The sequence below is a fragment of the Pseudofrankia coriaricola genome (genome assembly GCF_032027725.1).
In the GTDB taxonomy this organism is placed as follows: Bacteria; Actinomycetota; Actinomycetes; order Frankiales; family Frankiaceae; genus Pseudofrankia.
Genome location: NZ_JASNFO010000103.1, coordinates 26,687 through 53,336 on the forward strand (window position 1 = coordinate 26,687; position 26,650 = coordinate 53,336).

Annotated in this window: 14 protein-coding genes; 7 read left to right on the forward strand and 7 right to left on the reverse strand. The window is 74.0% G+C overall.

The genetic code is table 11. From position 1 onward, the window contains the following. Positions 1 to 33: 33 nt before the first annotated feature. The 4 genes from QOZ89_RS39665 to QOZ89_RS39680 all read right to left on the reverse strand — a co-directional run bounded on the left by QOZ89_RS39665 (position 34) and on the right by QOZ89_RS39680 (position 8,895). Complete coding sequence (locus QOZ89_RS39665) at positions 34 to 1,545, reverse strand: glycosyltransferase (RefSeq protein ID WP_241842245.1); 1,512 nt, start codon at positions 1,543 to 1,545, stop codon at positions 34 to 36. A gap of 3,122 nt (positions 1,546 to 4,667) precedes the next feature. Further along, the gene (locus QOZ89_RS39670) at positions 4,668 to 6,332 is read right to left on the reverse strand and encodes a glycosyltransferase family 2 protein (RefSeq protein ID WP_312629218.1); all 1,665 of its coding nucleotides are present in this window, start codon (positions 6,330 to 6,332) and stop codon (positions 4,668 to 4,670) included. Next, the gene (locus QOZ89_RS39675) at positions 6,329 to 7,654 is read right to left on the reverse strand and encodes an ABC transporter ATP-binding protein (RefSeq protein WP_312629220.1); all 1,326 of its coding nucleotides are present in this window, start codon (positions 7,652 to 7,654) and stop codon (positions 6,329 to 6,331) included. The genes QOZ89_RS39670 and QOZ89_RS39675 overlap by 4 nt, the downstream gene beginning before the upstream one ends. Then, positions 7,654 to 8,895, reverse strand: a complete 1,242-nt coding sequence (locus tag QOZ89_RS39680) for an ABC transporter permease (protein WP_083419665.1) — start codon at positions 8,893 to 8,895, stop codon at positions 7,654 to 7,656. Before QOZ89_RS39680 ends, QOZ89_RS39675 begins: the two co-directional genes overlap by 1 nt. A gap of 653 nt (positions 8,896 to 9,548) precedes the next feature. On the opposite strand from QOZ89_RS39680, the gene QOZ89_RS39685 reads away from it, so the two are divergent. Next, positions 9,549 to 12,755 (forward strand): haloacid dehalogenase, encoded by a 3,207-nt coding sequence (locus QOZ89_RS39685; RefSeq protein WP_312629234.1) that lies wholly within the window; start codon positions 9,549 to 9,551, stop codon positions 12,753 to 12,755. A gap of 88 nt (positions 12,756 to 12,843) precedes the next feature. Then, positions 12,844 to 15,126: a hypothetical protein gene (locus QOZ89_RS39690; RefSeq protein ID WP_071052696.1), complete on the forward strand. Its 2,283-nt coding sequence runs from the start codon at positions 12,844 to 12,846 to the stop codon at positions 15,124 to 15,126. A 34-nt stretch (positions 15,127 to 15,160) separates the two neighbouring features. Here the strand turns inward: QOZ89_RS39690 and QOZ89_RS39695 are convergent, their stop codons facing one another. The 3 genes from QOZ89_RS39695 to QOZ89_RS39705 form a co-directional block, all read right to left on the reverse strand. Next, complete coding sequence (locus QOZ89_RS39695; RefSeq protein WP_397428936.1) at positions 15,161 to 17,833, reverse strand: WD40 repeat domain-containing serine/threonine protein kinase; 2,673 nt, start codon at positions 17,831 to 17,833, stop codon at positions 15,161 to 15,163. A 165-nt stretch (positions 17,834 to 17,998) separates the two neighbouring features. Beyond that, positions 17,999 to 20,056: an ArnT family glycosyltransferase gene (locus QOZ89_RS39700; protein ID WP_312629224.1), complete on the reverse strand. Its 2,058-nt coding sequence runs from the start codon at positions 20,054 to 20,056 to the stop codon at positions 17,999 to 18,001. Positions 20,057 to 20,566: 510 nt separating this feature from the next. Then, on the reverse strand, positions 20,567 to 21,241 hold the full coding sequence (locus tag QOZ89_RS39705) for an acyltransferase (RefSeq protein ID WP_071052695.1): 675 nt from the start codon (positions 21,239 to 21,241) through the stop codon (positions 20,567 to 20,569). Between the two features lie 485 nt (positions 21,242 to 21,726). Between QOZ89_RS39705 and QOZ89_RS39710 the strand changes: the two genes are divergently transcribed. The 5 genes from QOZ89_RS39710 (at position 21,727) to QOZ89_RS39730 (ending at position 26,528) form a co-directional block, all read left to right on the forward strand. After that, a complete protein-coding gene (locus tag QOZ89_RS39710) occupies positions 21,727 to 22,662 on the forward strand; it encodes a glycosyltransferase family 2 protein (protein ID WP_071052694.1) in 936 nt (311 codons plus the stop codon). A 61-nt stretch (positions 22,663 to 22,723) separates the two neighbouring features. Further along, positions 22,724 to 24,088 carry a glycosyltransferase gene (locus tag QOZ89_RS39715; protein WP_312629236.1) on the forward strand — a complete coding sequence of 455 codons (1,365 nt, stop codon included), beginning with the start codon at positions 22,724 to 22,726 and terminating at the stop codon, positions 24,086 to 24,088. 32 nt (positions 24,089 to 24,120) lie between these two features. Next, on the forward strand, positions 24,121 to 25,179 hold the full coding sequence (locus QOZ89_RS39720) for a class I SAM-dependent methyltransferase (protein WP_083419661.1): 1,059 nt from the start codon (positions 24,121 to 24,123) through the stop codon (positions 25,177 to 25,179). Between the two features lie 125 nt (positions 25,180 to 25,304). Next, positions 25,305 to 26,015: a class I SAM-dependent methyltransferase gene (locus tag QOZ89_RS39725; protein ID WP_071052693.1), complete on the forward strand. Its 711-nt coding sequence runs from the start codon at positions 25,305 to 25,307 to the stop codon at positions 26,013 to 26,015. Between the two features lie 153 nt (positions 26,016 to 26,168). Next, positions 26,169 to 26,528, forward strand: a complete 360-nt coding sequence (locus tag QOZ89_RS39730) for a hypothetical protein (RefSeq protein WP_083419660.1) — start codon at positions 26,169 to 26,171, stop codon at positions 26,526 to 26,528. Positions 26,529 to 26,650: the final 122 nt, after the last annotated feature.

A 26,650-nucleotide genomic window follows, 5' to 3' on the forward strand; every position in this document is an offset into this window, starting at 1 on the left:
GAAGGGCGCCCGGCCGTCCGTCTTCAGCGCGCGTCAGCCTTCGTACAGGTGGTGGCGCGCGGCGATCGTGCGCCAGCGCTCGGCGAACGCCGCGTCGGAGAAGTGCTGGGCCTGGCCGACCGCCTCGGTGGCCAGCCGTGCGCGCAGGTCCTCCTCGGTGGCGAGCCGGCGGGTGAACGACATCAGCTGGTCGGGCTCCGTCCAGCGGAAGCCGTCGATGCTGTGCCGGACGATCTCGCGCTGGCCGGCGCGGTCGATGACGACCGGCACGCAGCCGCCCGCCATCGCCTCGACCGTCGTCATCCCGAAGTGCTCAGCCGTCCATGGCCGGCGCCGCTCGTCCTCGCCCCACCCGGTCGCCGACCAGAACACCGAAGCCGTGGACAGCAGCCGCTCGACGTCGGAGCGCGCCGCGTTCGGGTGCACCTCGACAGGCAGGCCGGCCGCGGCCTTCTTGATCTGCTCGACGTACGGCTTCTGCGAGTCCTCCATGCCGCCGACGACGTGCATCGTCCAGCCGGGCAGCGCCCCGCTGGCGTGCAGTTCGCCGAACCACTGGACCATCTCCAGCTGGCGCTTGGCGTGCCCGAGCCCGGGCGAGAAGAACCGCCCGACGGTGATGATGGTCTTCTCCCGCCTGGCCGCCGGGTGCAGCCGGTCGACCTGGATCGGCGGGTAGAGGACGTCGGCCTCCTGCCGCCACATCCGCCGGATCCAGCCGCGGGTGTAGTCGGAGTTGGCCATCACCGCGTCGTAGCGGTCGATCCAGGCCAGGTCGTGCGGGTCACGCAGCAGCCAGGGGAAGCGCAGCGCCACCTTGGCGCGCGGGCCTTCGTCCGCGTCGGCCACCCGCGGCCGGCTGATGGCCACGCCGAGCTCGCGCACGTCGGCCGGGCCCGGGGTGAACGGCTCGCAGATCAGGGTGATCTCGGTGCCGGTCGGCGACTCGGGCAGCGGGATCTCGTGCGCGACGAACTCCGCGCCGACGTCGATCTTGGCGAGTGTCTCGCCGCTGGCACCGACGATCCGCAGCGAGGTGCCGGTCGGAGCGCCCGGCCGGCCGAAGTCGGCGCGCAGCGCCCGCTGGGTGCCGGGGGAGATCGCGAGCACCGCGTTCCCGGACGACCAGCGCCACTGGCGCACCCGGCCGCCCTCCGGCGGATACCAGCCAAGGCCGAAGTCGACCGCCGGGCGCACCCCGCGCAGCAGCGGCCCGGCGGAGCGCACCGCCGCCTTGCGCCACGCCGCCATGTCGTGGTCGAACGGTGTCGGGAAGAAGCACAGGTAGGCGGCCTTGCGCGACCGGGTCGGCACCCGGCTCATGTAGGAGCCGTTGACGAACAGGTCGTACTCACCGGACCGGACCGACAGGTCCTCCTCGCCGCGGTCCGGGATCCGGACGTAGCGGCAGCCCGACAGGTCCAGACCGAGGTGCGCGCCGAGGTCGGCGAGATTGACGTCCGAGTGACCGAGGATGTCGACCTCGACGCCGTCGGCGGCCATCACCTGGGCGATCATGCCGTTGTGGCGCTCGCCGCCGCCCATCGAGTGCCAGAACCGGTTGTAGACGGCGGCCCTCACCGGCCGGCCCGCCGGGATGCTCAGCGGCCAGGTTGCCGGGGCCTCGCCCGCCGTCGCGGTGGCGGGGGTGCCCGGCGTCGCGGTGGCGGCGCTCGTGCCCTCGGCCTCGGCCGTCTGTGCCGGCGTCGTCGGGACGTCCTCGTCCTGGGCCACCTGGTAGGCGTCGGCCAGCTCGTCGTCGGCCGCCAACCCGCCGGCGCGGCCGTGGCGGGACTCCTCCACGGGCCCGTCAGCCGTCACTGGCTCATCAGCCGTCACAGACCCATCAGCCGTCACAGACCCATCAGCCGTCACAGACCCATCAGCCGCCGCGGGCCTGCCGGCGAACCGGGCCCGCAGCGGGACGGCGCCACCGCTGGAGACGGGCGCCAGGACGCCGGGCTCGGCGGCCAGGGGCGACGGCGCGGCCAGGCTCGGTACCGCGCGCTCCGGGATCGCCGGCTCCGGCAGCGTCCCGATCTGGAAACCCACGTGCCTTCGCTCACCGGAGAAGCCGGAGTACAGCATGAACGCCCGCTCGGTCGGTTGGTCCGGATGCACCGGCCCCGGTGGGTTGGACGGTTCCTCGCCGTCCTCGCCGGGGTGGTCCCTGTCGTCCGCCAGGACGGTCTCGACGGGTTCGGTGGTCTCGACCGGTTCGGCGGTGCCGCTCCACGTCGCCGGTTCCGGCTCGCCCGCGGGAAGTTCGTCGGTGAGTTCGAAGGCGCCTTCGTCCATGGGGATGCCGGTCTCGACGGGTTCGGCGGTGCCGCTCCACGTCGCCGGTTCCGGCTCGCCCGCGGGAAGTTCGTCGGTGAGTTCGAAGGCGCCTTCGTCCATGGGGATGCCGGTCTCGACGGGTTCGGCGGTGCCGCTCCACGTCGCCGGTTCCGGCTCGCCCGCGGGAAGTTCGTCGGCGAGTTCGAAGACGCCTTCATCCATGGGGATGTCGACGTCCGAGAGGGCGCCGCCGTTGTCGGCGCCGGCGGTCTCCTCGGAGCTGGTGAGGCCGCGCGCCTCCGCGTCGGCCATGCCGTCGTCGGTGGGCTCGAAGGCGCCGTTGCCGACCGGGGCCGGAAGCGCGTCGTCGAGCACGGGACCGAGGGCGTCGCCGGGGAGATCCTCACCGTAGCCGCCGCCCAGATCACCGACGAAGCCGAGCCGCTCGTCGAACGAGCCGGGGGCCGGGAACGCCGGGATGTCGTCGAACGAGCCGCCAGGCGTGGGGAATACTGGGCCGTCGTCGAGAACCGCACCGCTGTCGAAGACGCGGCCGTCATCGAACATCGGGCCGCCGAACGCGGCGGAGCGGGTCGCGAGGTCGTCGTCGAAGATCCGGCCGTCGTCGAAGACAGGCTCACCATCGGAGACGGGGCCGGGGTCCGGGACGAACCCGCCGTCCGGGGCCGCGGCGCGATCGGTGACGTCGGCGAGGACGTCCCCGAAGGGGGAGGCGTAGCCGTCGCCGACGGCCGGGATCTCGGGCGCGTCGTCGCCGGACGTCCCGTCGACGCGGTCCGCCGCGGCCTCGGCCGGGAACGGCTCGACGCCCTGACCCTCCAACGGGTCGATGGCTCCCGGGTCCTGGGGCAGGCCGTCGGCGACCGGGAGGTGCTCCACCGGGACGTGCTCGACGGGCCGCGGGCCGGGCACGTCGGAGATGCCGGGCACGTCGGAGATGAGGCCGAACAGGCCCGAACGCGCGGTCGAGGCCGCGTCCGGGTCGGAGAACGTGGGCGCGATGGGCCCGGTCATGCCGTTCAGGCGAGCATCGTTCAGGCGAACATCGTTCAGGCGAACATCGTCGAAACCGACGCTGTCCGGGTCGACGCCGTCGATGCCGAGGCTGCCCGAGCCGAGGCCGTCGATGCCGACGCTGTCCGGGTCGACGCGGTCGAGGTCGAGGCCGTCCGGGTCAAGGCCGTCCGGCCACGGCGGTCTGCGGGCCAGCAGGTCGTCGGCCGTCGTCGACTCGGTGGTGAGGCCCACGGCTAGCTCCTCCGGCAGGTCATCGGAGAGCGGGTCCCAGCGCGGCAGCTCGTCGAGCGGCTCCCGCAGGTCCACATCGAGCACCGGATCGACGTCGATCACCTGGTCCGCGTCGAGGACCGCGCCGTCGAGAACCTGGCCCGCGCCGTCGTCCAGCTCGGGAGACAGGCCGGAGAACGCGATGCCGTGGTCACCGGCACGGTCGGGGTCGTGGCCGTCCCGCGCGTCGACCCCGCGCGTGCGCGGGTCCGCATCGGTGCCATCGCCGGCGAACGGGCCAGAGCCGAAGTACGGCGCGCCGGCCAGACGGGCGTCCTGGGCGGGGATGCCGACCGGACGACCGGTGGCCCGGTCGATGACCTGCCCCTCCAGCGGCTCGCCGCCGCCATGACCCGTAAGCGGCTCCAGGTCGGACGAGCCGAATGGATCCGCCGTTCCAGCCGGCTCCGCCGTTCCAGCCGGCTCCGGCGACGCCAGCGGCTCTCGAGCCGATCGCGGCTTGGGCTGCGACACGGGTTCCCGAGGCGGCATGGGCTCCAGGAGCGACAGGTGCTCCAGGGAGGACAGCCGGTCCGGGCGCGAGCGCGACGGTGTCGGCCTGGTGCCCTCGTCCGGCCGGGTGGGAATGCCCAGCGGCGGCAGCGGCTCCAGCCCCGCCAGCGGGTCCAGCCGGCCCGGCCGGTCCAGTCTGCCCGGCGGGTCCAGCGGATCGCGCAGTCCTGGGTAGGCCTTGTCGTCGGGCGTGGCGGTTCGGTCGAGGAAGTCGAGGGACTGGTCGAAGGACGGGCCGAGCGGTGCCGGCCGCGCGCTCTCGTCGTAGCGGGTCGGAAGGTCCAACGGGTCGGCCCGGCCCGGCCCGTCCAACGAGTCCAGCCGGCTCAGGCCCAGCGGGTCGAGCGGGTCGAAGTTGATCGGCGTCGGGGCGGGCGGCGAACCGAACGAGTCCTGCCCCCGCGCCGACCACTCCTCGCCGGACCAGCCGCCGCTCGGGTAGCCGCCGGCCCCGACCCGCGCACCGAATCCGTCGCCACCGGGCCGGGCCGCGTCGCCGTCAGGGCTCTCGGGGCCATCTGTCTCGAAGGTGCTGTCCCCGTGGGTGTTCTCGTCGGAATGGTCCGTCATCGTGACACCAGCCAGTCCTGCAGCGCGCTGCGCCGTTCGCTTGCGGTGCGCCCAATCTCCCTGCGCCGCCCGACCATGATCGGGAACAGTCGCAGGTAGGACGCGATCACCTTCAGCCGCAGCAGCGTAGGCCGCACCGCCGGCCGGCTGCGCGCCCGCCACCCCTGGCGCAGCGTCCGTATCGCGATCGACGCGGTGGTCAGCGGGTAGCGCGCCACCGCGGCCACCGCGAGCGGCAGCGTCGCGTCCTTCGTCAGCATGAGCAGCCGGTTGCGGTCGGTATGGAAGACGAACAGCGGCGACCATTCGACGCTCGACGCCGAGTGCACATGCCGCAGCACGGCGCCGGGCACGTAACGAATGCTGTACCCCCTGGAGCGGATCCGCCAGGAGAGATCCGTGTCCTCGTAGTAGAGGAAGAAGTCGTCGTCGAACCAGCCCAGGTCATGGCCGAGCTCCGCGCGCATGGCCATCCCGTTCCCGCAGGCCGTGAAGACCTCCTCCGGGTTGGAGAACTGGCCGGTGTCGACCTCCTGGTAGCCGCGGTCGGCGCCGTAGCCGTCGCGCAGCACGATCCCGCCGACGTTGTTGATGACGTCGACGCGCGGCGCGGTGTCGTCGATCGTCACCGAGACGGCGTTCGGCTCGGTGCCGGTGACCGGCAGCGCGGCGAAGCGGGCGGCACCGCCGTCGGCCGCCGCCCAGCCGGGGCCGCCGTCGGCAGGGCCGGAGTGCCCGTCCCAGCTGAGCATGACCGTCTTCGCGGCCTCGGCCGCCCAGGTGAGCCCGAGCGTGACCGTCCCTCTTTCAGGTACGGGCACGAGCATTTCGCCGTTGCCGCGCGTCCAGAAGAACGGGGCGGTCGGCGGCCCTTCGGCCCCGAAGGTGAGCTTCTCCCAGAGGACGTCGCGCAGCACGTCGCGGCCGTTGACCGTCACCGACGAGATCCGCGCGCCGAGTGAGCGCGGGTCGTGCGGGCCGGGTGAGAAGGTCGAGGTCTCCATGCGCAGCCGGAGGAACCGCGGCAGGAACACCACCTTGCCGGTGACCGCGCCCAGCTTGTCCCCGCCGGGCTGCTCGAACGGGGCCAGCAGGTTGGCCAGCCAGTCCGGCTCCGGGATGGCGTCGTTGTTCAGCAGTACCGCGTAGGTGGTGTTCACCTGGCGCAGCGCCAGATTGTTGCCGCCCGCGAAGCCGAGGTTCCTCGACGACTCGATCACCCGCACCCAGGGGTAGCGCTCGGCGAGCATCGCCCGCGAGTGGTCGCTGGACGCGTTGTCGACGACCCAGGTCTGGAACCCGAAGCCGGTGATCTGCTTGGCGACCGCGTCCAGGCACGGCGGCAGCAGGTGGGCGCCGTTCCAGTTGACGATGACGATGGTCGCCAGCGGCCGCTCGCCCCAGCCGGAGCCGGACCCGCCGCCGTCGGGGTGCCCGGCGGCGGGCACCGCGCCGCCCGTGTCCCGGGCGTCGGAGATGCCGTCGACGCCCGGGGTGTCGGGCGTGGCCTTGGTCAGCGATCCCGCGGCCGCCACGCCGGACGCCGCCCCGACAGCGGCGCTCGCCAGGCCGCGGCTCGCCAGGCCGACGCTCGCCCGGTTGGCGCTCGTCAGGTCGCTGCTCGTCAGGTCGCTGCTGGTCAGGTCGGTGATGTGGCTCATGCCCGCGGCCTTGCCTCGTAGTCGACGTGGACCAGGCCCTCGGCGTGCGAGCTGTTGATCCCGAACAGCTCGTGGAAGCGACGTGAGGTGATGGGCGTGCCGGTCGCCGCGTCGGCGACCTCCACCCGCACGGCGAACGCGCCGAGCAGCGCTGGTAGCGAGCCGATGGTGAAGTCGACGATGGTGAAGCCCTGGCTGACCGGAATACCCGCCGGTGGGGTCTCCATCACCCAGATCGGGATCTCGTTCTGGCCGACGATGACGCAGCGCGCGCGGACTCGTTCGGGCGCGCCCTCGGTGACCTCGATGCCGACGCTCAGTGTCATCGGGTCGCCGGGGTCGTAGGAGATCTGCGGCGCCGCGCCGGGGGACGAGCCGAAGGCGACGGTCTCCGGCCGGACCGTCGCCGTGCTGTAGGCGCCGGCACCCTCGGTCGGCGAGCTGCCGAGCCGCTGGCGCAGCAGCTTCGTGCCGACCGCCGGCGCGCCGTCGTGGATCACCTTGCCGGCCTCGAGCACGACGACCCGGTCGCACATGTTCTCGATGAGGTCGAGCGAGTGCGTGACGAACAGGATCGTGCGGCCCTGGTTCCGGAACTCGTCGATCTTGGCGAGGCACTTGCGCTGGAACGCCTCGTCGCCGACGGCGAGCACCTCGTCGACGAGCAGGATGTCCGGGTCGACGTGCACGGCGACGGCGAAGCCGAGCCGGACGTACTGGCCGGACGAGTAGTGCTTCACCTCGTCGTCGATCTTGTGTGACAGCTCGGCGAAGTCGACGATCGAGTCGAACAGCTTGTCGATCTCCCGCTTGGACAGGCCGAGCAGGGAGGCGTTCAGGTAGACGTTGTCCCGGCCGGACAGCTCGCCGTTGAACCCGGCGCCCAGCTCCAGCAGCGAGGCGATCCGGCCGTGCACCTCGACCTTGCCGCTGGTCGGGCGCAGGATGCCGGCGAGCACCTTGAGCGTCGTCGACTTGCCGGAGCCGTTCGCGCCGGCGAGGCCCACGGTCTGGCCGCGGGCGATCTCGATGTTGATGTCGCGCAGCGCCCAGAAGTCCTCGCCGGCCAGGCCGCCGCGGCGGACGAACGCCTCCTTCAGGCTCGTCGCCCGCTTGTGGTACGAGACGAACTTCTTGCTCACGCCGGTAGCGCGGATCACGGTCGGGCCGGTCCCCGCCGCGGGGGCGCCGCCCCTCGCGCTCGTGCCGCCGGTCGGCAGCACGCCGGCGCTGACGCTGGCGGTCGCGCCACCGCCGGCCGGCCGGGCGGGCGCCGACGTCGCGGCCGCGCCGACGGGGAGGGGCGGGGAGGTCTGGCTCACTAGAGGTCCTCGGCGAAGTCGGCCTGCAGCTTGCGGAACACCCAGATGCCGAGCACCAGCACGCCCAGGGAGATCGCCCCCGCCATGGCCAGGCGCTCAAGGTAGTAGAGGTACCCCGGGTCGGCGAGGACCTGCAGCTGGCTGCCGTCGGGCTTGGTGGCGGTGGCGTCGACGTAGATGGCCCGCTGGAACGCCATGACCACCACGGCCATCGGGTTCAGCTCGTAGACCCAGGTGTACTCGTGGAGCCGTTGCTGGATCAGCCCGAACGCGTAGACCATCGGGTTCAGCCAGATCCAGGCCATCAGGGCCACCTCGACGAGGTGCGGCACGTCCTTGAACCGCACCGACAGCGCCGAGACCAGCATCGACATCCCGACGGTGAACACCAGCGCGACCGCGCCGGCCGGGACGAGCAGCAGCAGCCCGCCACCGATCAGCGGGTAGCCGAGCGCCAGGGTGAGCACCAGCAGCACCAGCAGCTGCAGCACGAAGTGCACCGCGGCGAAGCCGACCGCGGACAGCGGCAGCACCTGCAGCGGGAAACGGACCTTCTTCACCAGGTTGGCGTTGCCGACGACGCTGCCGCAGGCTGTCGACACGCTGCCCGCGAACGCGTTCCAGACGAGCAGGCCGGACAGGAAGTAGATGCCGAACCGCGGCACACCCGACTTGAACACGACCTGGAAGACGAACGTGTACACCACGAGCAGCAGCAGCGGGTTCGCGAGGGACCAGGCGAAGCCGAGGGTCGAGCCCTTGTACTTGACCTTGATGTCCTTGCGGATCAGGTTGCGCAGCAGCTCCCAGCGGACCCTGCTCTGGGCGCGCGACCGCTTGGCCAGCGCCCCCGGGGCCCCGCCCGGACCAGCGGAGCCCGAGGTCCCGTCCGGACCGGCGGAACCCGGGATCTGCCGGGGGGTCTGCTGCGAGTTCCTCGCCGCGTGCCGTGGCCCGGCACCGGACCTGCGCGCCGGCGCCGGACGCGGCGTCGGGGAGGTGGACGGCGACGGGGCCTGCGCCGACGGGGACGCGGCCTGCGGGGGCGCCGCTGGCTGGGGCGCCGCTGGCTGGGGCGCCGTCTGCGAGGACATGGGCGACGATGACGACTCGTCGGGGGCCGGCGACGCGGACGGCGAGGGTGACGCCGTCGCGGTCGTCGGCGTCACCGGCGGCGGTATCGGGGACGCTCCCGTCGCGCCGCCCGGGCCGGCGGCGGGGCCAGCACCTGCGAGCTGCACTCCTCGGCTCCTTCTCGACCCTGTACGACGCCGGACCCCGGGACGTCGCGGGACCGCCGCGCGCCTTGGCGCGGCCCCGGTTGTTGTCCCGATCGTGCCATGGTCCCGGTTGGGCCCGCCGAGGCGGGTGAGGTCCGGATTCGGCGACGGTGGCGTCGGCACCCGTGCCGAGCCGGCGGACCTTCCGGTTCGCCGCCCTCCCAGCAGACCTCCCAAGTCGCTGACCTCACAGATCGCTGACCTGCCAGATCGGCTTCGCCGATCTGGCAGGGACCCTGTCGCCGATCCGGCAGGAGCCCCGGCTTCGCGATCCAGCAGGAACCGGGCACCATCGCCGCACAGGAGATGAGCACGGTGGGCGCACAGCCACCCCACCGCACGCGTCTCCGTTGACGCCGGTGCCCGCCACCCGGGAGGCGGTTCATAGTATCGGCCAGCCTGCTCCGGCACCGGTCGGCGCCTTGCGCAGCCCTGGCCGAAGGAGGCGCGACGGTGCAGTCCACTCCGCCTCCGGTGTGGTGGCCGGCTCCTCCCTCGCGACTTGTCGGAGGCGACCGCACGCGGTGGCGCGGACATCCGGGACTTCCCGGGATGTCGCCCGCCGTTTCCCCCGCCGTCGCGCGGCCGACGGCGTTGGAACGGGGGTGACCGCGGTGTTCACCGACGCGAGGCTGGGGGATGCGTGGTCGCACCTCGACTCGGGCGGGGCCGACGTACTCGTCGTCGACGTCTTCGAGACGCTGCTGTGGCGGCTGGCGCCGCGGCCGGCGCACCTGTTCCTGCTGCTCGGTGAGCGGCTCGCCGCCGCCGGCCGGCTGCCGGCCGGCATCACCCCCGGCCAGTTCGCCCACCTGAGGATCCTGGCTGAGCGGCAGGCCAGGCGCCGGGTGCTGGCCACCCGTGAGGGCGTGGCCGCCGCCGGGGACGGCGGTGGCCCCGCGCCGCGGCTGGACGAGATCTGGGCGCTGCTGCGGCCCGCGCTGCCCGGCGCCGGTGAGCTCGCTCCCCTGGTGGAGGCGGAGGTCGCCGCTCTGCGGGCGGCCTACCGGGTCGACCTCGCCGCCGCCGAGCTCGTCGAGCTCGCCGCTCTCAAGCTGGGCCTGCCGGTCTACCTCGTCGCCGACACCTGCCTGTCAGCGGCGCAGCTGGAGCGCCTGCTGACGCGCCCGGAGCTCGCGGGCATCCCGTTCGCCGGCCCGTTCACCTCGGCCGACATCGGCGTCGGGACGGCCGAGGGCCTGCTCGGCCACGTGCTCACGGCGACCGGTGCCCCCACGTCCAGGCTGCTGTACCTGGCCGGCGACCCGACCGGCGAGCACACCGGTGCCGCGGGTTCAGAACCGGCCGGTGGCCCGCCGGGCCGGGGCACCGGCGACGGGCGCGCCGCGGGCCAGCCCGCGGGCGGTTCGGGCGGTTCGGGCGGGCGTGATGGCCGTGGTGGGCATGCTGGTCGCGGTGGGCGGGGCGTCACGATCGTGCGCAGGGGCGGTCCCGCTCGCGACCTGCGCGCGACGCTCGCGATGGAGGGACTGCTCGACGAACCGGACGACGCGGCCCCCGTAGATCTCGAGTACGGCGACTTCGGGCTGACCGCGCTGCGCGCCCGCGTCCTGCACCGGGCCGACGCCGCCGCCGTCCCTCGGGCGCTGCGCCGCTTCTGGGACACCGGGGCGACCGTGTTCGGCCCGGTTTTCACCGGCTTCGCCGAGTGGGTCGTCGAGCGCACCCGGGAGCTGGGCGCCGATGAGGCGTTCTGCCTGATGCGCTCCGGCCGGTTCGTCGCGAGCCTGCTCGAAAGCCCCGGCCGCGACGCCGGCGTCGCGGCCCGGACGCTGTGGGCGTCGCGCGAGGTGTGTGCGCTGGCCAACGTCTTCGAGGCCTCACCCGAGGAGCTGCGTGCCTTCCTGAGGCACGCCGGCACCGGCCCCGCGCACGCCGGCCCCGGCGGTCCGGCCCCTGGCACCGGTGGCGCCGTGGGCACCGTCGGGGCACTGCTGCGCCGGCTGCGGGTCGATCTCGCCGCCGCGCCGGGGATCTCCGCGCTCGCCGGCCGCCGGCTCGACGTGCCGGCCGGGCTGCTCGACGAGATCCTCGACGAGTTGCTGGAGACGCTCAGCCGCGACGACCGCGTCCGCGGCGAGATCGTGCTGGCCGCCGAGCGGCTGCGTGAACGGTTCCTGCGCTACCTGGACGATCGGCTGCCCGAACGCGGCCCGGCCGTAATGGTCGATCTTGGCTGGGATGGGACCACCCAGGCGCTGCTTGCCCGGCTGCTCACCGCCACCGGCCGCGAGGTCATCCCCGTGGGGCTCTACCTGGCGACCGGTCCCGCCGCGCTCGAATACCAGCTCGCTGGCCACCGGATGGAGGGCTACCTCGTCTCCGGCGGCCAGCCAGCGCGCCTCGCCGGCCAGCTGCTGCGCGCCCCGGCGGTCGTCGAGCAGGTCGCCATGGCGGATACGGGCCGGCTCGCCTCGTTCGACGAGATGTCCACCCCGCTGTTGGGACTCGCCCGGACCAGCCGCACGCAGCTGGCGCAGCGGGCCGCCGCCCAGGACGGTGCCCGGGCCTTTCAGCAGGAGTGGTTGCGCTACCGGCGCGCGGAGAGCCCGGACAGCCCCGACAGCGCGCTGCCGTCGCTGGGTGGCGACAGCGCCCGGCTCGCGCTGCTACGCATGCTGGCTCGCTTCGTCGCCCGGCCGACGACGGCGGAGGCCGCCACCTTCGGCTCCTGGCGACACGACGGCGATGACGACGAGCCGGTCGGCATCGAGGCGACGAGTGCCCTGGTGGTCGACGGCCGGCCGCCGGGTGCCGCGCCGGAGGACGGCTCGTTCGCCGGTATGGCCGGTGCGGCTGGCCCGACTGGCCCGACCGGAATGGCGCTGGCTGGTGCTGAGGCCGGTGGGGTGGCGTCCGGCCAGGAGCGGCCGGCGGCCGGGCTGGGAAGGGCCGGATCCGAGTCGTCCGCCACGGTCGGCGTCCCTGGAGCCATGGGAGCGGGGCCGGTGACCGGCCGGCATGGGCGCGCGGAGCCCGCCGAGCAGGACGGCCGGGGTCTGTTGCCCGCCGAGCTGATCAGGCGGATGCCCTACCTGAGCCCGGCGGGTCTGGCGGAGCTGCCGCTGCGCGAGGCGACCTGGCCCGCGGCCGTCGCCGCCGTCGCGAACCGGCCGCTCGCGGTTGTCACCGAGCTCGCGGCCGCCGCGGGAATCGACCCGCGGGAGCTGTCGGCGCCGGCCGCGGCCGGCCCCGTCGAGGTGTACGTCGACACCGGCGCGGACTTCGCCCGTGGCCCCAAGGCCACCGCGGTGCCCTATGCCGGCCGGGACGGGCTGTCGCTGGTTCGGCTGCGGGTCGTCGACGCCGTCGGTGTCCGTCGCGTCCGGGTCGACCCCGCCGGCCGGCGGGGCCTGCTCCGGCTCGACTGGCTCACCCTCGCCTTCCACATCGTCGGCGCGGGCGAGCCCCGGCAGATCACGATCACCGCGTTCGACGGGCCGGGTTCGCTTCCGGATGCGATGGGCCGCAGTATCCCCGCTGGGACGCCTGGCGAAACCGGATTGGTGGACCGTAGGCGCGGCATTGTTCTCGGTCTGGTGGGGCTGAGAATACTGCAGCCCAACTTGGTCGAAATCCTCGACGACGACCCTCAACTCGTCTACAACCTGGATCTGTCCGGCATGCCAGAGTTGGGCGGCACGTACGCAATTGACGTCGAGTTCGCCTTTGGTTGGATAGGGATCCGGGGGGACCCAGTGGCCGCTCCCGCGCCTGCCGCGGCAGGCCCGGCGTCGGGGCCGCAGCTGCCGCGCCGGGCCGCCCGCCGGGTGATGCGACAGCTGGGAGGCCTGCGGTGACAGCTGGAAGACCCCGGGTGGGCGACTCGCCTCGCGGGATCCGGCGGCAGGCCTGGACAGGTCGAGACGGCCGGCTGGGAGGCCCGCGGTGAACGACACGCCGAGCACTGCCCCGGCCGGGCTGGCGGGCCACGACGGGCGGGACGAGCAGCCTGTCTCGCACACCGCCCGCCCCTACGTTCGCTCCGCCGCCTCGGCGAACACCGGTCCGCTGCGCCTCCCCAGCCCCGGCGGTGCGGCCGGGGCTGGCGAGGGTGCCCTGCGGGAGAGCTTCGCCGACCTGGCGGCCGCCGCCGCGGCCGCGCCCGGATCGGCCGAGCTCGCCGTCTACGGCCAGGAGGGCCGCGGCGCGGTCGAGGGCTACGACCCGAACGCCGCGAACCGCGCGGGCGGCCAGCCGCTGCTGCTGCGATCGCTCATCGACCTGCGGGAGGTCTGGCTGCCGCTGCTGGGCGCGGCCAGCGTCCGCAGCGTCACCGTCCTCGGCGCCGAGAACGGCTCGACGACCGGTCTGGTCGTCGAGCTGCTGCGCGCCGGCGGCGGCGGCCGGCTCCTCATCGTCGACCCCGAGCCGGGCCGCGTACCGAGCGCCGGCCGCGGCCTGGATATCGACGTGGTTCGCGACCACGGCGCCGCCGGGCTCGACGGGCACACCCCGACCGACGCCTACCTGATCGACGGTGACGCGAACTACGCCACCGTCACCGCCACGCTCGCCGCGGTCGACGACGCCGTCCACGAGTTCGGCCGGAACTCGTTCCCGCTGGTCATCGTCCACGACGTCGGCTGGCCCACCGGCCGGCGCGACCAGTACCGGGCCCCCGACCGGCTGACCGACGCCGACCTTCAGCCCCACTCCTGGGACGCCGGTGTGACGCTCGACACGCCGGACGCCGTCCTCGGCCGCGGGATGCGCGGCGGCGGCGCCTACGCGTGGGCGCTCGCCGAGGGCGGGCCGCGCAACGGGGTGCGCACCGCCGTCGAGGAGTTCGTCGCCGGCCACCCCGAGCTTCGGTTCTTCACCGTCGCGCCGGTCCTCGGCCTCGGCGTCGTCGTCGACCGGCGCGCGCCGTTCGCGACCAGGGTCGCCGAGCTCCTGTCGCCCTGGGTGGCCAACCCGCTGCTGGCCCGGTTGGAGCGCAACCGGCTCGAGCTGTACCTGCGGGTGGTGGCGACGCGCGACGAGGGGATGGCCGCCGCCCGGCTGCATCAGCAGGAGTGGGCGAAGCTCGACGCCGAGCGCATGCGGCTGGTCGCGCTCGACATCGAGAAGTCGGACCGGATCGCCCAGCTCGAGCGGGAGCTCGCCGCCGAGCGGGCGATGGCCGCCGAGGCGCTGGGCGCCCGGCTGGAGGAACCGCGGCTGGTGGCCGCCGCCCGCTCCGCCGACTCCCGGCTGCGGGCAAGGCTCCGCCGCGGCCCCAGCCGCTACGAGCAGGCCAGGGCCCGGCTCGCCCAGGAGGAGCAGCGCCGCCTCGCCCAGCTCGCCGACCCGGACACGGCCGGTGCCCTTGAGCTGGCCGGCGCCGCCGGCAGGCTGGCCCTGCCGCCCGGCGCCGGCGCGGGCGCCGACGGCTCGCTGGGCGGGGACCTCGGCGCGGGCGGGGACGGCGGTCTGGACCGTGGGTCCCATGCGCTGCCCGCTCTTCCGCCAGGTTCACCCAGTGGGCCGGCTGCCGGCGACCCGGCCGCCGAAACGGCCGCGAGCCGGGGCACGGACGCCGGAAGGGACACCGAAGAACGTCTGCGCGGCCGCCACCGGCCGCACCACCGCATCGGCGAACCGGACATCGTCGCTGGCGGCCCAGGTCACCAGGAGCCCTCTCTGTGGACACCGGGACAGGCCTCCGCCGATCCGCCGCGCCGCGGCCGCGCCGCGCGGTCCGTGCCCCCGCCTCCGCCGGTGGCACCCCCAGGGGAGCCGCACGCGCTGTCGGTCCCGCCGGGCGCGGGTTCCGGCGCCGTCCTGCTGACCCCGGCGCCTCCGCTGCCTCCGTCGCCTCTGTCCTTGCCCGACCCGTCCTCGACCGGCGGCGTGTCAGGCCCGCCGCGGGTGCCGTCGCCGCTTCTCCCCCCGTTGGCCGGCGGGGCACCGCCGAGCCCGGCCCCGCCGGTGACGCCGATCCAGTCTGGCCGGCCGATCCCCGCCGGCCAGCCCATCCCACCCGGCTCGGCGGTCCACCCGTCAGACCCGGGCCGACCGGCCGAGCTCGGCGCACCCGGCCAGCCGCCCCTGTTCGACCGCTCTGGCGTCCCTCGACGACGCCGCATGGCCGGCACATTCGCGGCCGATCGGCACGAGCCCCGCCACCGAGCCTCCGGCCGCAACCACAACCCCGAACGCAACCAGAAGCCCGACCGGCCCTCCTGACCTGTTTGGCCGCGGCTGGGCCGTGGGGTGGTTGTCAGCAGACGGGGCGGTAGGGGGCCGCGGGGATGTAGTGCTGCCACTGGACGGGATCCAGCCGGTTGGACCCGGTGCGGCAGGCGGTCGCCAGAAGCGTGGTGTCGTCGATCGGAGTCAGCCGCGCCGTGTGGTCCGAGGCCGCGGTGAGGACTGACTGGCCGTCAGGGGTGAAGGCGAGATCCTGGATCCAGTCGGTGTGGCCGGAAAGCCTGCCGACGGCGGCGGGCGGGCCACTTGTGGTGAGGTCCCAGAGATGGACCGTGTCGTCGCGGCCGGCGGTGGCGAGCATGCGGCCGTCGGGGCTGAAGGCCAGCGCGAGCACCCAGCGGGAATCCGCCTTGATCGTCTCGAGGAGGCGCGGGTGGTTCGGGTCGGTGACGTCCCACAGGCGCGCGGTGCCGTCATAGCCGCCGGTGGCGAGCTGGCGGCCGTCTGGGCTGAAGGCCACAGCCCAGACGTAGTCGGTGTGACCGGACAGGGTGGCCAGCTCGCGGGGATGGCGGGGGTCGCTGAGCTCCCAGAGGCGGGCCGTGTGATCGGTGCTCGCCGTCGCCAGCAGCCGGCCGTCGGGGCTGAATGAAACGTGGCGCACCCAGCCGGTGTGGCCGGTCAGGACGCTCAGCTCCGTCGGGCGCCTCGGGTCATGGACGTCCCAGATCCGGGCCGTGTCGTCGTGGCCGGACGTCGCCAGCAGCCCGCCGTCCGCGCTGAACGCGACGGACAGAACATAGCCCTCGTGGCCGGTCAGCGTCGCGATCTTCACCGGGCTGGCCGGGTTGCTCACGTCCCACAGGAGCACGGTGCGGTCGTAGCCCGCGGTGGCCAGGAGGGTCCCGTCCGGGCTGAAGGCGGCGGCGGTGACCCAGCCGTCGTGCCCGCTCAGCACCGCGAGCGGCGCGGGGGGCCGCGCCGGCGACGGCGCCTCCCTCGACGGCGTTCCCCGAGATGCCATCCCCCCAGCCTGGCCGGTCAGGGCCGCGAGGTCCCAGAGGCGGGTGGTGCCGTCGGCGGACGCGGTGGCGGCGAGCCGGCCGTCGAGGCTCACGGCGACGCCGAGCACCGACGCGGTATGCCCGGAAAGCGGGCTCGCCGCGGCGCCGGCGAACGAGGTGCGCAGGCTCGCCCGGGCGGTCGGGGCCGGGTTGATCCGGAAGGCGGCGAGGCTCAGCGCGTCGGCCAGGCCCGCGTCGGTGGAACGGATCTCATCGGCGGACGCGGCGACCTCGGCGGCGAGCGCGGCCGGCGTCGGGCTTGGCGCGGGTGCCCGTCCGAGCACCACCGGGATCAGGACCGCGATCAGCATCAGCGCGAGCAACGGGGTGATCATCAGGGAGCCGTGGCGCAGCCGGTCTCGCCAGGTCCGGTCCGGCGGGCCGGCGTACCCGCCGAGGGCTTCGCCGCCGGCCGGGCCGTCGCCGCCCGAGGGTGCGCCGACGCCACCCGGCCCGCCCGCCGCGTCCCCGGCGGGCCCACGCGCGCCGGTGGCACCGGCCTCGCCTGCGGCCAGGGGCGGGTCGGTGTCCGTGGGCCCGTCGGTGTCCGCGCCCGCGCCCGCGGCCGGCGGCTGGCCGGGGATCGCGCCTGAGCGGATCGCCCGGCTCACCGCCGGGTCGGGGTGGGTCGGTGGGCCCATGCCGACCAGGCGCAGGAAGAGCTCCTGGGCGGTCGGGCGCTGCGCGGGGTCCTTGCGCATCGCGTGCTCGACGATCGGGCGCAGCGCCGGGCCGAGGCCTTCCAGATTCGGCTCCAGGTGGACGACCCGGTAGAGCTGGACCGGCGTTGGCCCGTCGCCGAAGGGCAGCACGCCGGTGCTGGCGTAGGTGACCAGCCCGCCCCAGGCGAAGATGTCCGCCGCGGCCGTCACCAGCCGGCCGTTGGCCTGTTCGGGGGCCATGAACGCGGGTGTGCCGATCCGCTGGATGTCGTGGCTCAGCACGCCGTGCGCGTCGGTGGCCCTGGCGATGCCGAAGTCGATGACGCGCGGGCCGAGCGAGGAGAGGATCACGTTCGACGGTTTGAGGTCGCGGTGTACCAGCCCGGCCCCGTGGATCGCGGTCAGCGCGGCGGCGACGCTGACGGCCAGCCGTTCCAGGTCGCCGGTGCGCAGCGGGCCGCCGGCGAGCACGGCGTGGGTGAGCGTCAGCCCGTCGATGTACTCGGTGACCAGGTAGGGCGGGCCGTCCGGCGGGTCGACGACCTCGAGCACCTCCGCGGTGCAGAACCGGGCGACCCGGCGCGCCACGTCCGCCTCACGCAGGAACCTCTCCCGGAACTCGGGCAGCCGGGCCAGGTCCGCCCGAATCATCTTGATCGCGACCAGGCGCAGATCGCCCTCGATGCCGTTCGGCCCGATCTTCGCCGCCCCGCCGGTCGCCGCGTCGTCGGCCGGACCGCCACCAGGAGCGGCGCCACCGGGTGGCTCGCCGCCGGGGGAGGCGCCGCCGGGGATCGACTGGCCGTCGCGAAGCGGGCCGACGCCGAGGTAGACGGTGCCCATCCCGCCCTCGCCGAGCCGGCCGATCAGCTGGTAACTGCCCAGCTCCTCGGGATCGTCGGCGGAAAGCGGGTCGGCGGCGACGGCGCCCAGCGGGTGCGTCGGATGCGTAGGGAGAGTGAGTCCCTGGTGGGGCGAGACCGTCAGCGCCTGCTGGGCGGGCAGGCTCGCGGCCATGGGCGGGAAGGCGAGCGTCTGGTGCTGGTTGCGCCGCACAGACCACCCCCGACCGAGCCGGTCGCCCTCCCCCGACAGGTCTTCAGTCTGCGGTCCCACCCGCGACGCCGTGGCGCCACAATCCAGTTGCCGTAAGTAGTTCCTGTTTGCGGCCCTGCCCGGGGATCAGGGGCGACGGTGGCGATGGGCGCCGGGACGGCGGGGGATGGACATCGTCTGCTCCGCCTCGTTCGACGGTTCGGGACCGAGGCCGAACGGGCCGGTGGAGCCGCCAGAGCCAGCAGAGCCAGCAGGGCCGGCCGAGCCGGCGGGAGTGGTTGGGTGCGCACCGGTGCGACCGCCCGGGCCGTCGGCGAACCAGTCGTAGCCGCCCGTCGCGCCGTCCACGCCGCCGGTCGCCGCGAGCGCCGGCGCGGGCGCGCCGCCTCGGCCCGCGTGGTCGTCGCGCTCGCCCGGGTCGCGCGGTACCGGGCGGATCGCGAAGACCACCGACCAGACGATGATCGCCAGCAGCGTCAGCGCGCACAGACCGATCACGATCTCGACCGCGAGCTCCGGCCACGGCGACCAGGCCAGCAGGTTGGAGAAGCCGGTGCGGGGCCCGCCACCCGGGCCTTCCCACCAGCGGCGGAACAGCAGCTGGCCGGCAATGCCCTGCATCGCGAGCGCCGCGGCGAGCACCAGTGGCGGGGCGAACCGGGAGAACCGGCCGGTCGAGGCGGCGCCCGCGCCGACCGCGACGGCCAGCGCCGCGATCCCGGCGAACAGGTACCGGCCGGAGATGCCGCTGACGTGGTAGGTCCGGTGGAAGTGCAGCCCGGACTGCAGCGTCATCAGGGCGAACAGGCCCGCCGTCGGCCACACCATCAGCAGCAGATCGACCCGCCGGGTCGCCCCGCGTGCCTGGGCGATCCCGACGGCGACGAGCACCGCGATCACCGCGGTGCCGATCCGGGCCGCCAGCTCCGGTACGTGCGCCTCGAACCAGCCGAAGTCGCCCCACCAGCGCAGGATCGTGCCGTTGACCAGCACGTCGGCGTACTCGCCCCAGCCGGACAGCTTGCTGCCGGGTGTGAACCCGGGCGTCGACGGCTGGAAGGAGTGGTAGCGGACGACGTTGACGACGAACCACCAGGCGCCGAAGGCGAGCGCCGCGGCCGACCCGACCAGCAGCGGCCGCCAGGGGAAGCGGGCGGCGCCGGCCGGTACCGCCGGCCCGGCCGCCGCCTCGGCGAGCAGGAACGGGGCGGAGTCGCCGCCCTCGCGCCGGCCGCCCGTGGCGGCGCCGAGTCCGGCCGCGCCGGCATCGGGTGCCTGGGTACCGGCCCGGGCCAGGGCCTTGCGGGCGCGCAGCCAGGCCAGCAGGTAGGCCACGATCGCCATCGGGACGAACACGACGCCCAGCGACTTCGACAGCATCGTGACGCCGATGAACGCGCCCAGCCAGCAGGCTGTGCGCAACGAGGTGTCGCCGCGCAGCACGTAACACAGCGCCAGGGTCGTAAGCGCCCCGGTGAGCACCAGCAGCGCGTCGTTGTTCACGCTCGACCCGATGTGGGTGAGCATCGGAACCGCCAGCGGCACCAGCGCGGCGATCCGGCCGGCGACGCGGCTTTCGGTGAGCCGGTCCGCGGCCGCCCAGGCCAGCAGCGGCAGCGGCGCGACCATCAGCACACTCATCAGCCGCAGCAGGCCGATGACGAGGTCGAACCGCAGGTCCTGCGGCGCACCCGGCGGCAGCTTCACCAGCGCCGCGCCGGCCAGGTAGTAGAGCGGCGGGTGCTGCAGCATCTGCTGCACGTCGGGTGCCGGCTGGCCGGGCCTGGCCAGCTCGCCCCACTCGGGCCGGTCCGTGCGCGCGGGGGCGTCCGCCTCCGTGAACGGCCCGACGGCGAGCTCGCGTGGCTTGTCCCGGGTGCCGTAGGGCGCGGCGGCGATCGAGCCGACCGTCTCGGGCGAGACAAGGGCATGCCCGGTGGGCGGCCAGCCCTTGCCCTCGGCCAGGCGCATCACGGCATCGACGTGGTGCGGCTCGTCCGGTGCGTGGTACTGCGGCACCAGCATCGACCAGGTGCCCAGCAGCAGGGCGAACGCGGCCGTGATCAGCCAGACGGGTGCCGGCACGGACCGCAGCACCCGCCACGGGCGGAACCGCACCTCAGGCGGCAGCAGCTGGCGGGCGTCGGCGACGGCCGGATGCCGGCCTTCCACAACAGTGGGCACAGTGAAAGACCCCCCGGGCGATGGACGCCTGTCATCGTAGGGGTTCACCAGCGCACCGCCAGCAACGGATATACCTGATCGGCCCAATTCGCCCCGATCGACCAGGATATCGACCAGGATCTGGCCGTCACGGACGCCGGCCGGCACCGCTCATGGTGAACCTGAACCGATGGGCGCGCGGCGGCGTTCTCAGACATCCCATGAGCTTCGACGTCGAGCCACTGGGTGGTCACGATCTCGTTCCGGCGAGCAACGCACGCAGCCCAGCCACGACGAGTGACTGCGCATCAGCGCAGTACCAACTCAGCCACCTCGTTAGCTCGGGCTCAAAGGCTTACCACCGCCATATGCCAGGGTCCGGAACCACATGGGAGGGCGCCCAGCGCCCGCGGACCTCCCAGATCACGACCTCCCAGATCGGCGAAGCCGGGGTCCCTGCCGGATCGCGGAGCGATCTGGGAGGTCTGCTGGGAGGTCCGCGGGCGCGGAGCGTCCGGCCGCGGGACGGCCTCAGGACCAGGTGTCGGCGGTGCCGATGACCTTCGCGGGCGAGCCGGCGACGATCGCCTTGGCCGGGACGTCCCGGGTCACCACGGCTCCGGCGGCGACGACGGCGCCCTCGCCGATTGTCACGCCCTTCAGCACGATCGCCCCGGTGCCGATCCAGACGTGGTCCTCGATCACGACCGGCGCGCTCTGTGGCTGCTGTACGCCGTCGATGATGATCGGGTGGAAATCGTTGTCCATGATCTGGGTGTTCCACGAGATCGTGCAGTGCTCGCCGATGGACACCCGCTCGCGGACCAGGATCTTCGCGAAGCCGTTGATGTTCACCCCGTGGCCCAGCTGCAGCAGCCCGGAGTCGACGACCACCCGCACGCCGCGCTGCAGCGAGACGACACCCTCGCAGCGCAGCCGTCCTTCCGGATGCACCCGGACAACGGACGAGTCGTGCTTGGTGGACAGGCCGAACGAGCCCAGGCCGACCCGCATCACCCCGCCGGGGCTGAACTCGAAACGCTCGTGGCCCTCGATGATCGTGCGCGAGCCCGTCCAGATCGGCTTGCCATAGGCCAGCGGGTAGCGCAGCCCGGCGACGAACGCCAGCGCCGACGTCTCCCGGCCCGTATGCAGGGCACGGACATGCTGGACGTACTCGCGGAGATCGCTCCTGAACGCACCCACGGCAAACCAGACTAGGCGCCGCCGCGATGGCCACCCGCACCGGGGCCGAAGCCGCGTAGACGCCCAGCGCCCGCCGCATCCCATGGCCTTGGGTGTCTCGCCGCGCAGTGGGTGGTCGTTCTGGTGAGCCGCCAGCGCAGCCTGGTCGCTCATGGTGACGGCGCGTCAGCGCTGTGCCAACTCGGCCACCTCGGTGACCTGGATCCAGCCGTACCACCGCCAAGTGCCTTGGCCCAAAACCACGTGGGAGGGCACTAAGCGCCCGATGGCGGGCACACGGCGCCCGTCGCATAGCGTGTCCACGGCCTGCCCACTGTCTGGGCGTGCGCCACACCGTGTCACCCTGGGGGGCGCAGAAGCCGCCGGCGGCGTCACAGTGCCCGCTCGCGTCCGGTGGCCGAGGCCGCTCAGTTCCGCACGCGACCGGGAGTCAGACCGACGTGAGTGTCAGCGCCATCCGCCAGCCCCACCCATCGGACGCGTCCATGCTCACCGCGCCCGGCGACGACGAACAGTTCTCGGTCCAGCGAGACGCGCCGTACGTGACGATCGTGCTGCCCTGTTACAACGAGCAGGACCACGTCGTCATGGAGCTCGAGCGGATCACGAGAGCGATGGACGCCAGCCGCTACAGCTACGAGCTGCTGGTGATCGACGACAAGTCGACCGACAACACGCTCGCGGTGCTCTACGAGGTGGCGTCCCAATACCCGAGGATGCGGCTGATGCCGTTCCGGCGTAATGGCGGCTCCGGCACCGCCCGCCGGATCGGCACGCGGGATGCCCGCGGCCAGATCGTCGTGTGGACCGACGCCGACATGACCTACCCGAACGAGCGGATCCCCGAGTTCATCAAGTACCTCGACGACCACCAGGACGTCGACCAGGTCGTCGGAGCCCGGCTCACCGAGGAGGGCACCCACAAGTGGGCCCGGGTGCCGGCGAAGTGGTTCATCCGCATGGTCGCGCAGCGGCTGTCCGGGATGAGGATTCCCGACCTGAACTCGGGCCTGCGCGCGTTCCGCCGTGAGGTGTCGCTGCCCTACCTGCGGCTGCTGCCGCCCGGGTTCTCCTGCGTCACCACCATCACGATGGCATTCCTGTCCAACCAGCACCCGGTGGACTACATCCCGATCGACTACGCGAAGCGGTCCGGGAAGTCGAAGTTCCACCCGTTCCGGGACGCGCGGCGTTACATCCTGCAGGTCCTGCGGATGGTCATGTACTTCGACCCGATCAAGGTCCTCATGCCGGTGGCGCTGTGGATCATGGGTCTTGGCTTCGTGAAGCTGATCTACGACGTCATCCGGTACAACTTCCACGTCACGACGTCGACGATGCTGGCGATCCTGGTCGGCTTCCAGATCGCGGTCCTCGCGCTGATCGGCGACCTGGTCGCCCGCTCCCGTGGCAGCTCCTGAGCCGTCGACGGCCACCGGGACCGAGGGCGGCGCGGCCGCCAGCGGCCGGCCGCGCGTCGCGATCGTCGGGCCGACCCACCCGTACAAGGGCGGGATCGCGCAGCACACCACGGAGCTCGCCCACCGGCTGGCCGTGCGCGGACACAATGTGTGGATCGAGTCGTGGAGCGAGCAGTACCCAGCTCGGCTCTACCCTGGTCAGCAGCGCGTCGACGTGCCCGAGATGGAGCCGTTCCCGGCCACGGGCTACCCGTTGTCGTGGCGCCGGCCGGATGGCTGGGTGCGGCTCGGCCGCCGGCTGCGGGCCACCGCCGACGTGGTCATCGTCGTCGTGGTCACCCCTATCCAGGCTCCCGCCTATCTGGGCATCCTCGCCGGCCTGGGCCGCTCCCGGCCGCGGGCCGGCGACCGCGCCGGTACCCGTGTCAGCTCAGCCGGGCGCCCGCCGGGCAAGCCGGCCGGCCCGGCCGGGCCGTTCGTGCTCGCGCTCTGCCACAACGTGCTTCCGCACGAGCGCCGGCCGGTCGACGAGCCGCTGGTCAGGGCCGTGCTGCGCCGAACCGACGCCGTCCTGGTCCATACCGACGCCGAGGCGACCCGGGCCGCGGCGCTGACCAGGGCACCCGTGCACGTCGCCGCGATGGCTCCCCACCTGTGGGCCGCGCCAACCCGCCGGGTGCGCCCGGGCGCCGCCGGGGCCGCGGATGCCGCCGGGAGCGAAGCCGCGGCCGGGGCCGCGGGTGCCGCGCTGGCCGCCGGTGGCCGGGCGCCGCGGCGGCGGGTGCTGTTCTTCGGGCTGGTGCGTCCCTACAAGGGGCTGGATGTGCTGCTGCGGGCCCTCGCGGCGGGGGGGCCACCGGACGTCGCGCTCACGGTCGCGGGCGAGTTCTGGGGCGGGACGGAGGAGACCAGGGCGCTCATCGCCGAGCTCGGGCTCGCCGACCGGGTCGAGCTGCGTCCCGGCTACGTCGACGCGGCCGACGTGCCCGCGCTGTTCGACGCCGCGGATGCGCTGGTGCTGCCCTATCGCGCCGGTACCGCGTCGCAGAACGTCGACCTCGCGCACCTGCATGGCCTGCCGGTCGTCGCGACATCGGTCGGCACCCTGCCCGCGGCCGTCGCCGACGGGGTGGACGGCCTGCTGGTCCCGCCGGAGGACCCGGCGGCGCTGGCCGCGGCGCTGCGCCGCCTCTACGAGCCCGGGGTGCTCGCGGCGCTGGCGGCCAAGGTGCGCCCGCCGGACACCGCCGGTGGCTGGGAGCGGTACCTCGACGTGCTTGCCGGCGCCGTCCTGGACGAGACGTTCCCGGAGAGCGAGGCCCGGGTCGAGGCCGGGCTGGAGGATGCCGGCCTGGGGGAGGCCGAACCGGATGAGCCTGGGCCAGGTGAGCCTGGACCAGGCGAGGCCATTGAGCACAATAGGTAAGCGTTAGAGAGCTGTCCGTACTCTCACGCACTGTGAGAGCGACGACACGCACTGCGCCGATACGTCAGACGAGATCCCGCCGAACCAGGGCACGTCGCACCGAGGCGCGCGGGCGCCAGCTGCGCTACTCCGAGATCGAGCCCCGTTCGCTCGACGAGTTCACCCGCCGCCGCAAGGCCCGCAAGCTGATCGCGGTGCTTGCCCACTTCCTCGGTCGCGACCAGGCCGCGCCGCGGGCGTTCGCCGGGCTGCGCGTGCTCGACGTGGGATGCTCCGCCGGCTTCATCTGCGACGAGCTCGCCGCCGCCGGTGCCGAGGTGACCGGCGTCGACATCGACATCGCCGGCCTGCGCCGCGCCAGGGCGCGGTTCGCCAGGCGTGCCCGGTTCGTCCAGGCCGACGGGCTCTCCCTGCCGCTGGCGGACGGCGCCGTCGACGTGGTCGTCGCGAACCACATCTACGAGCACGTCGCCGACGCCGACGCGCTCGCCGCCGAGGTGCGCCGCGTCCTCGCGCCGGACGGCGTCGCGTACCTCGGCCTCGGCAACCGGCTCGGCGTCATGGAGCCACACCACCGGCTGCCGCTGCTGTCCTGGCTGCCCCCTGCGCTGGCCGACAGGTACCTGCGGGCCACCGGCCGCGGCGAGCACTACTACGAGCGCTACCGCACGCGCGCCGGCCTGCGCCGGATGCTCGCGGCCGCCGGGCTGCGGGCCTGGGACTACACGGTGCCGGTCCTGCTCGCGCCCGAGGCGTTCCACGCCGAGGCCGACGTGCCACGCCTACCGCCGCTGCCGGGCCCGCTGCGCGGCCTGCCCCTGCCGGGCACGGTGGTGGGCCAGCTGCCGGTGGCCGCGCGGGCGTGGCTCGCGCGCGCCGCGCTGCCGCTCGCCCCGACCTTCCTGTGGGTCGCCACGCCGGGCTCGCGCCACCCCGCCGGCGAGCCGCTGCCCATCCCGCCGAGCCCGGTCGGCGCCGCCTTCTCGACCGACTGGCTGTTCAGGGACCTGAAGCCCATCTGGACGTTCGGCGCCGCGGCGACCGACCGCCAGTCTGTGGAGACCCCGGGGACAGGCTGGCGCGGAAGATGAGATCCGCCGCGGGCTGCCGCGCGGCCTCGCGACAAGCACCACCACAGGCAGGGGCGGGGCTGGTCGCCGACTCGCCGGAATGACCCGGCACGTGCGCCGGTGGGGGCGAAGGGCAGACTGGAGGCATGAGTTCGCTGCGCGACGACGCCTTGGCGTACTTCGGGCACCAGGTGCACGTGATGCGCCGCCGGGAGGTCTCCACCCTCCTGCGCTGGGCCGGCGACCTGCGCGGGCGCACCCTGCTCGACGTCGCCGGCGGGGATGGCTACTGGGCCGGCCAGGCCATCCGCCGCGGCGCACGCGCAGTCTGCCTGGACCTCGCGCGGCACAAGCTGGACTTCGGCGGACGGCTACGCCGCCACCCGGGGCTGATCGAGGGCGACGCGCTCGCGCTGCCGTTCGCCGACGGCTCCTTCGACGTCGTCATGTCCGTCTGCGCGATCGAGCACTTCGACGACGGCGCGGCCGCGCTCGCCGAGATGGCGCGAGTGCTGCGCCCCGGCGGCGATCTCGTGATGTCCGCTGACGCGCTGACCAGGGCCGAACGCTGGCCGGCGATGCTCGCGCGTCACCGGGAGCGCTACCACGTCAAGCACACCTATCCGGCGGACGTGCTGTCCAAGCTGCTGGACGCCGCCGGCCTGGACGTCGTCAGCCAGACGCACATGTTCCGCTCCGAGCGCGCCGAGCGGTTCTACCTGACGCTGTCGAGCAAGGGCGGCCGGGCCGGCTGGAACGCCGCGGCTCCGCTGTCCCCGCTGGTCGCGTGGGACGACCGGCGCACCTCCGACGACGGCGGCAGCGTGGTGCTCACGCACGCCCGCCGCCGTGGCTGAGGGCCGCATGGCGGGACGCCCGGTGACGGGACTCCGCCGGGCCGGCCGCGCCTCCGTCGGCGCGATCTCGGCTGGCACCGTCCCTGACGGTGTCGTTTCTGACGGTGTCGTTTCTGGCGGCGGTGCCCTGGGCGCCGCGGCGGCCGGCCGCCGGTGAAGGCGCAGCGGGCATTGGCCGTCCTGCTCACCGTCGGGCTGTTCGGCCTGGTGATCTTTGGCATGGGAGCCCTGTTCGCGTTGTTCGACCACCGCGTCTGGGGCTATGTCGCGGGCGCGCTCGCCTGCGCGGTGATGGTCGGCGCCGCCGTCAACGGCTCCCGTCGGTCCGAGGGCACGGGCGGGCCCGCCGGCCCCGGCCAGCGCGGTGACGGCCGCCGCCCGACGGCCGCGCGCCGCCCGGCTGGTCCCGGCCGTCCAGGCGGCGCTGGCGGTTCCGGCAGGTCTTCCGGACGCGCCGGCGGGCCTGGGCGGCCGGGGGGAACCGGCCGCCCAGGCCGCTCCGGGCGTCGCTAGAGGGCCAAAGGAGGTGCGAAAATGCTCCTCCTTCGCACCTCCGGAGGCCCCCGTCCCAGAAGCACTGGAGGGCCAAAGGAGGTGCGAAAATGCTCCTCCTTCGCACCTCCGGAGGCCCCCGT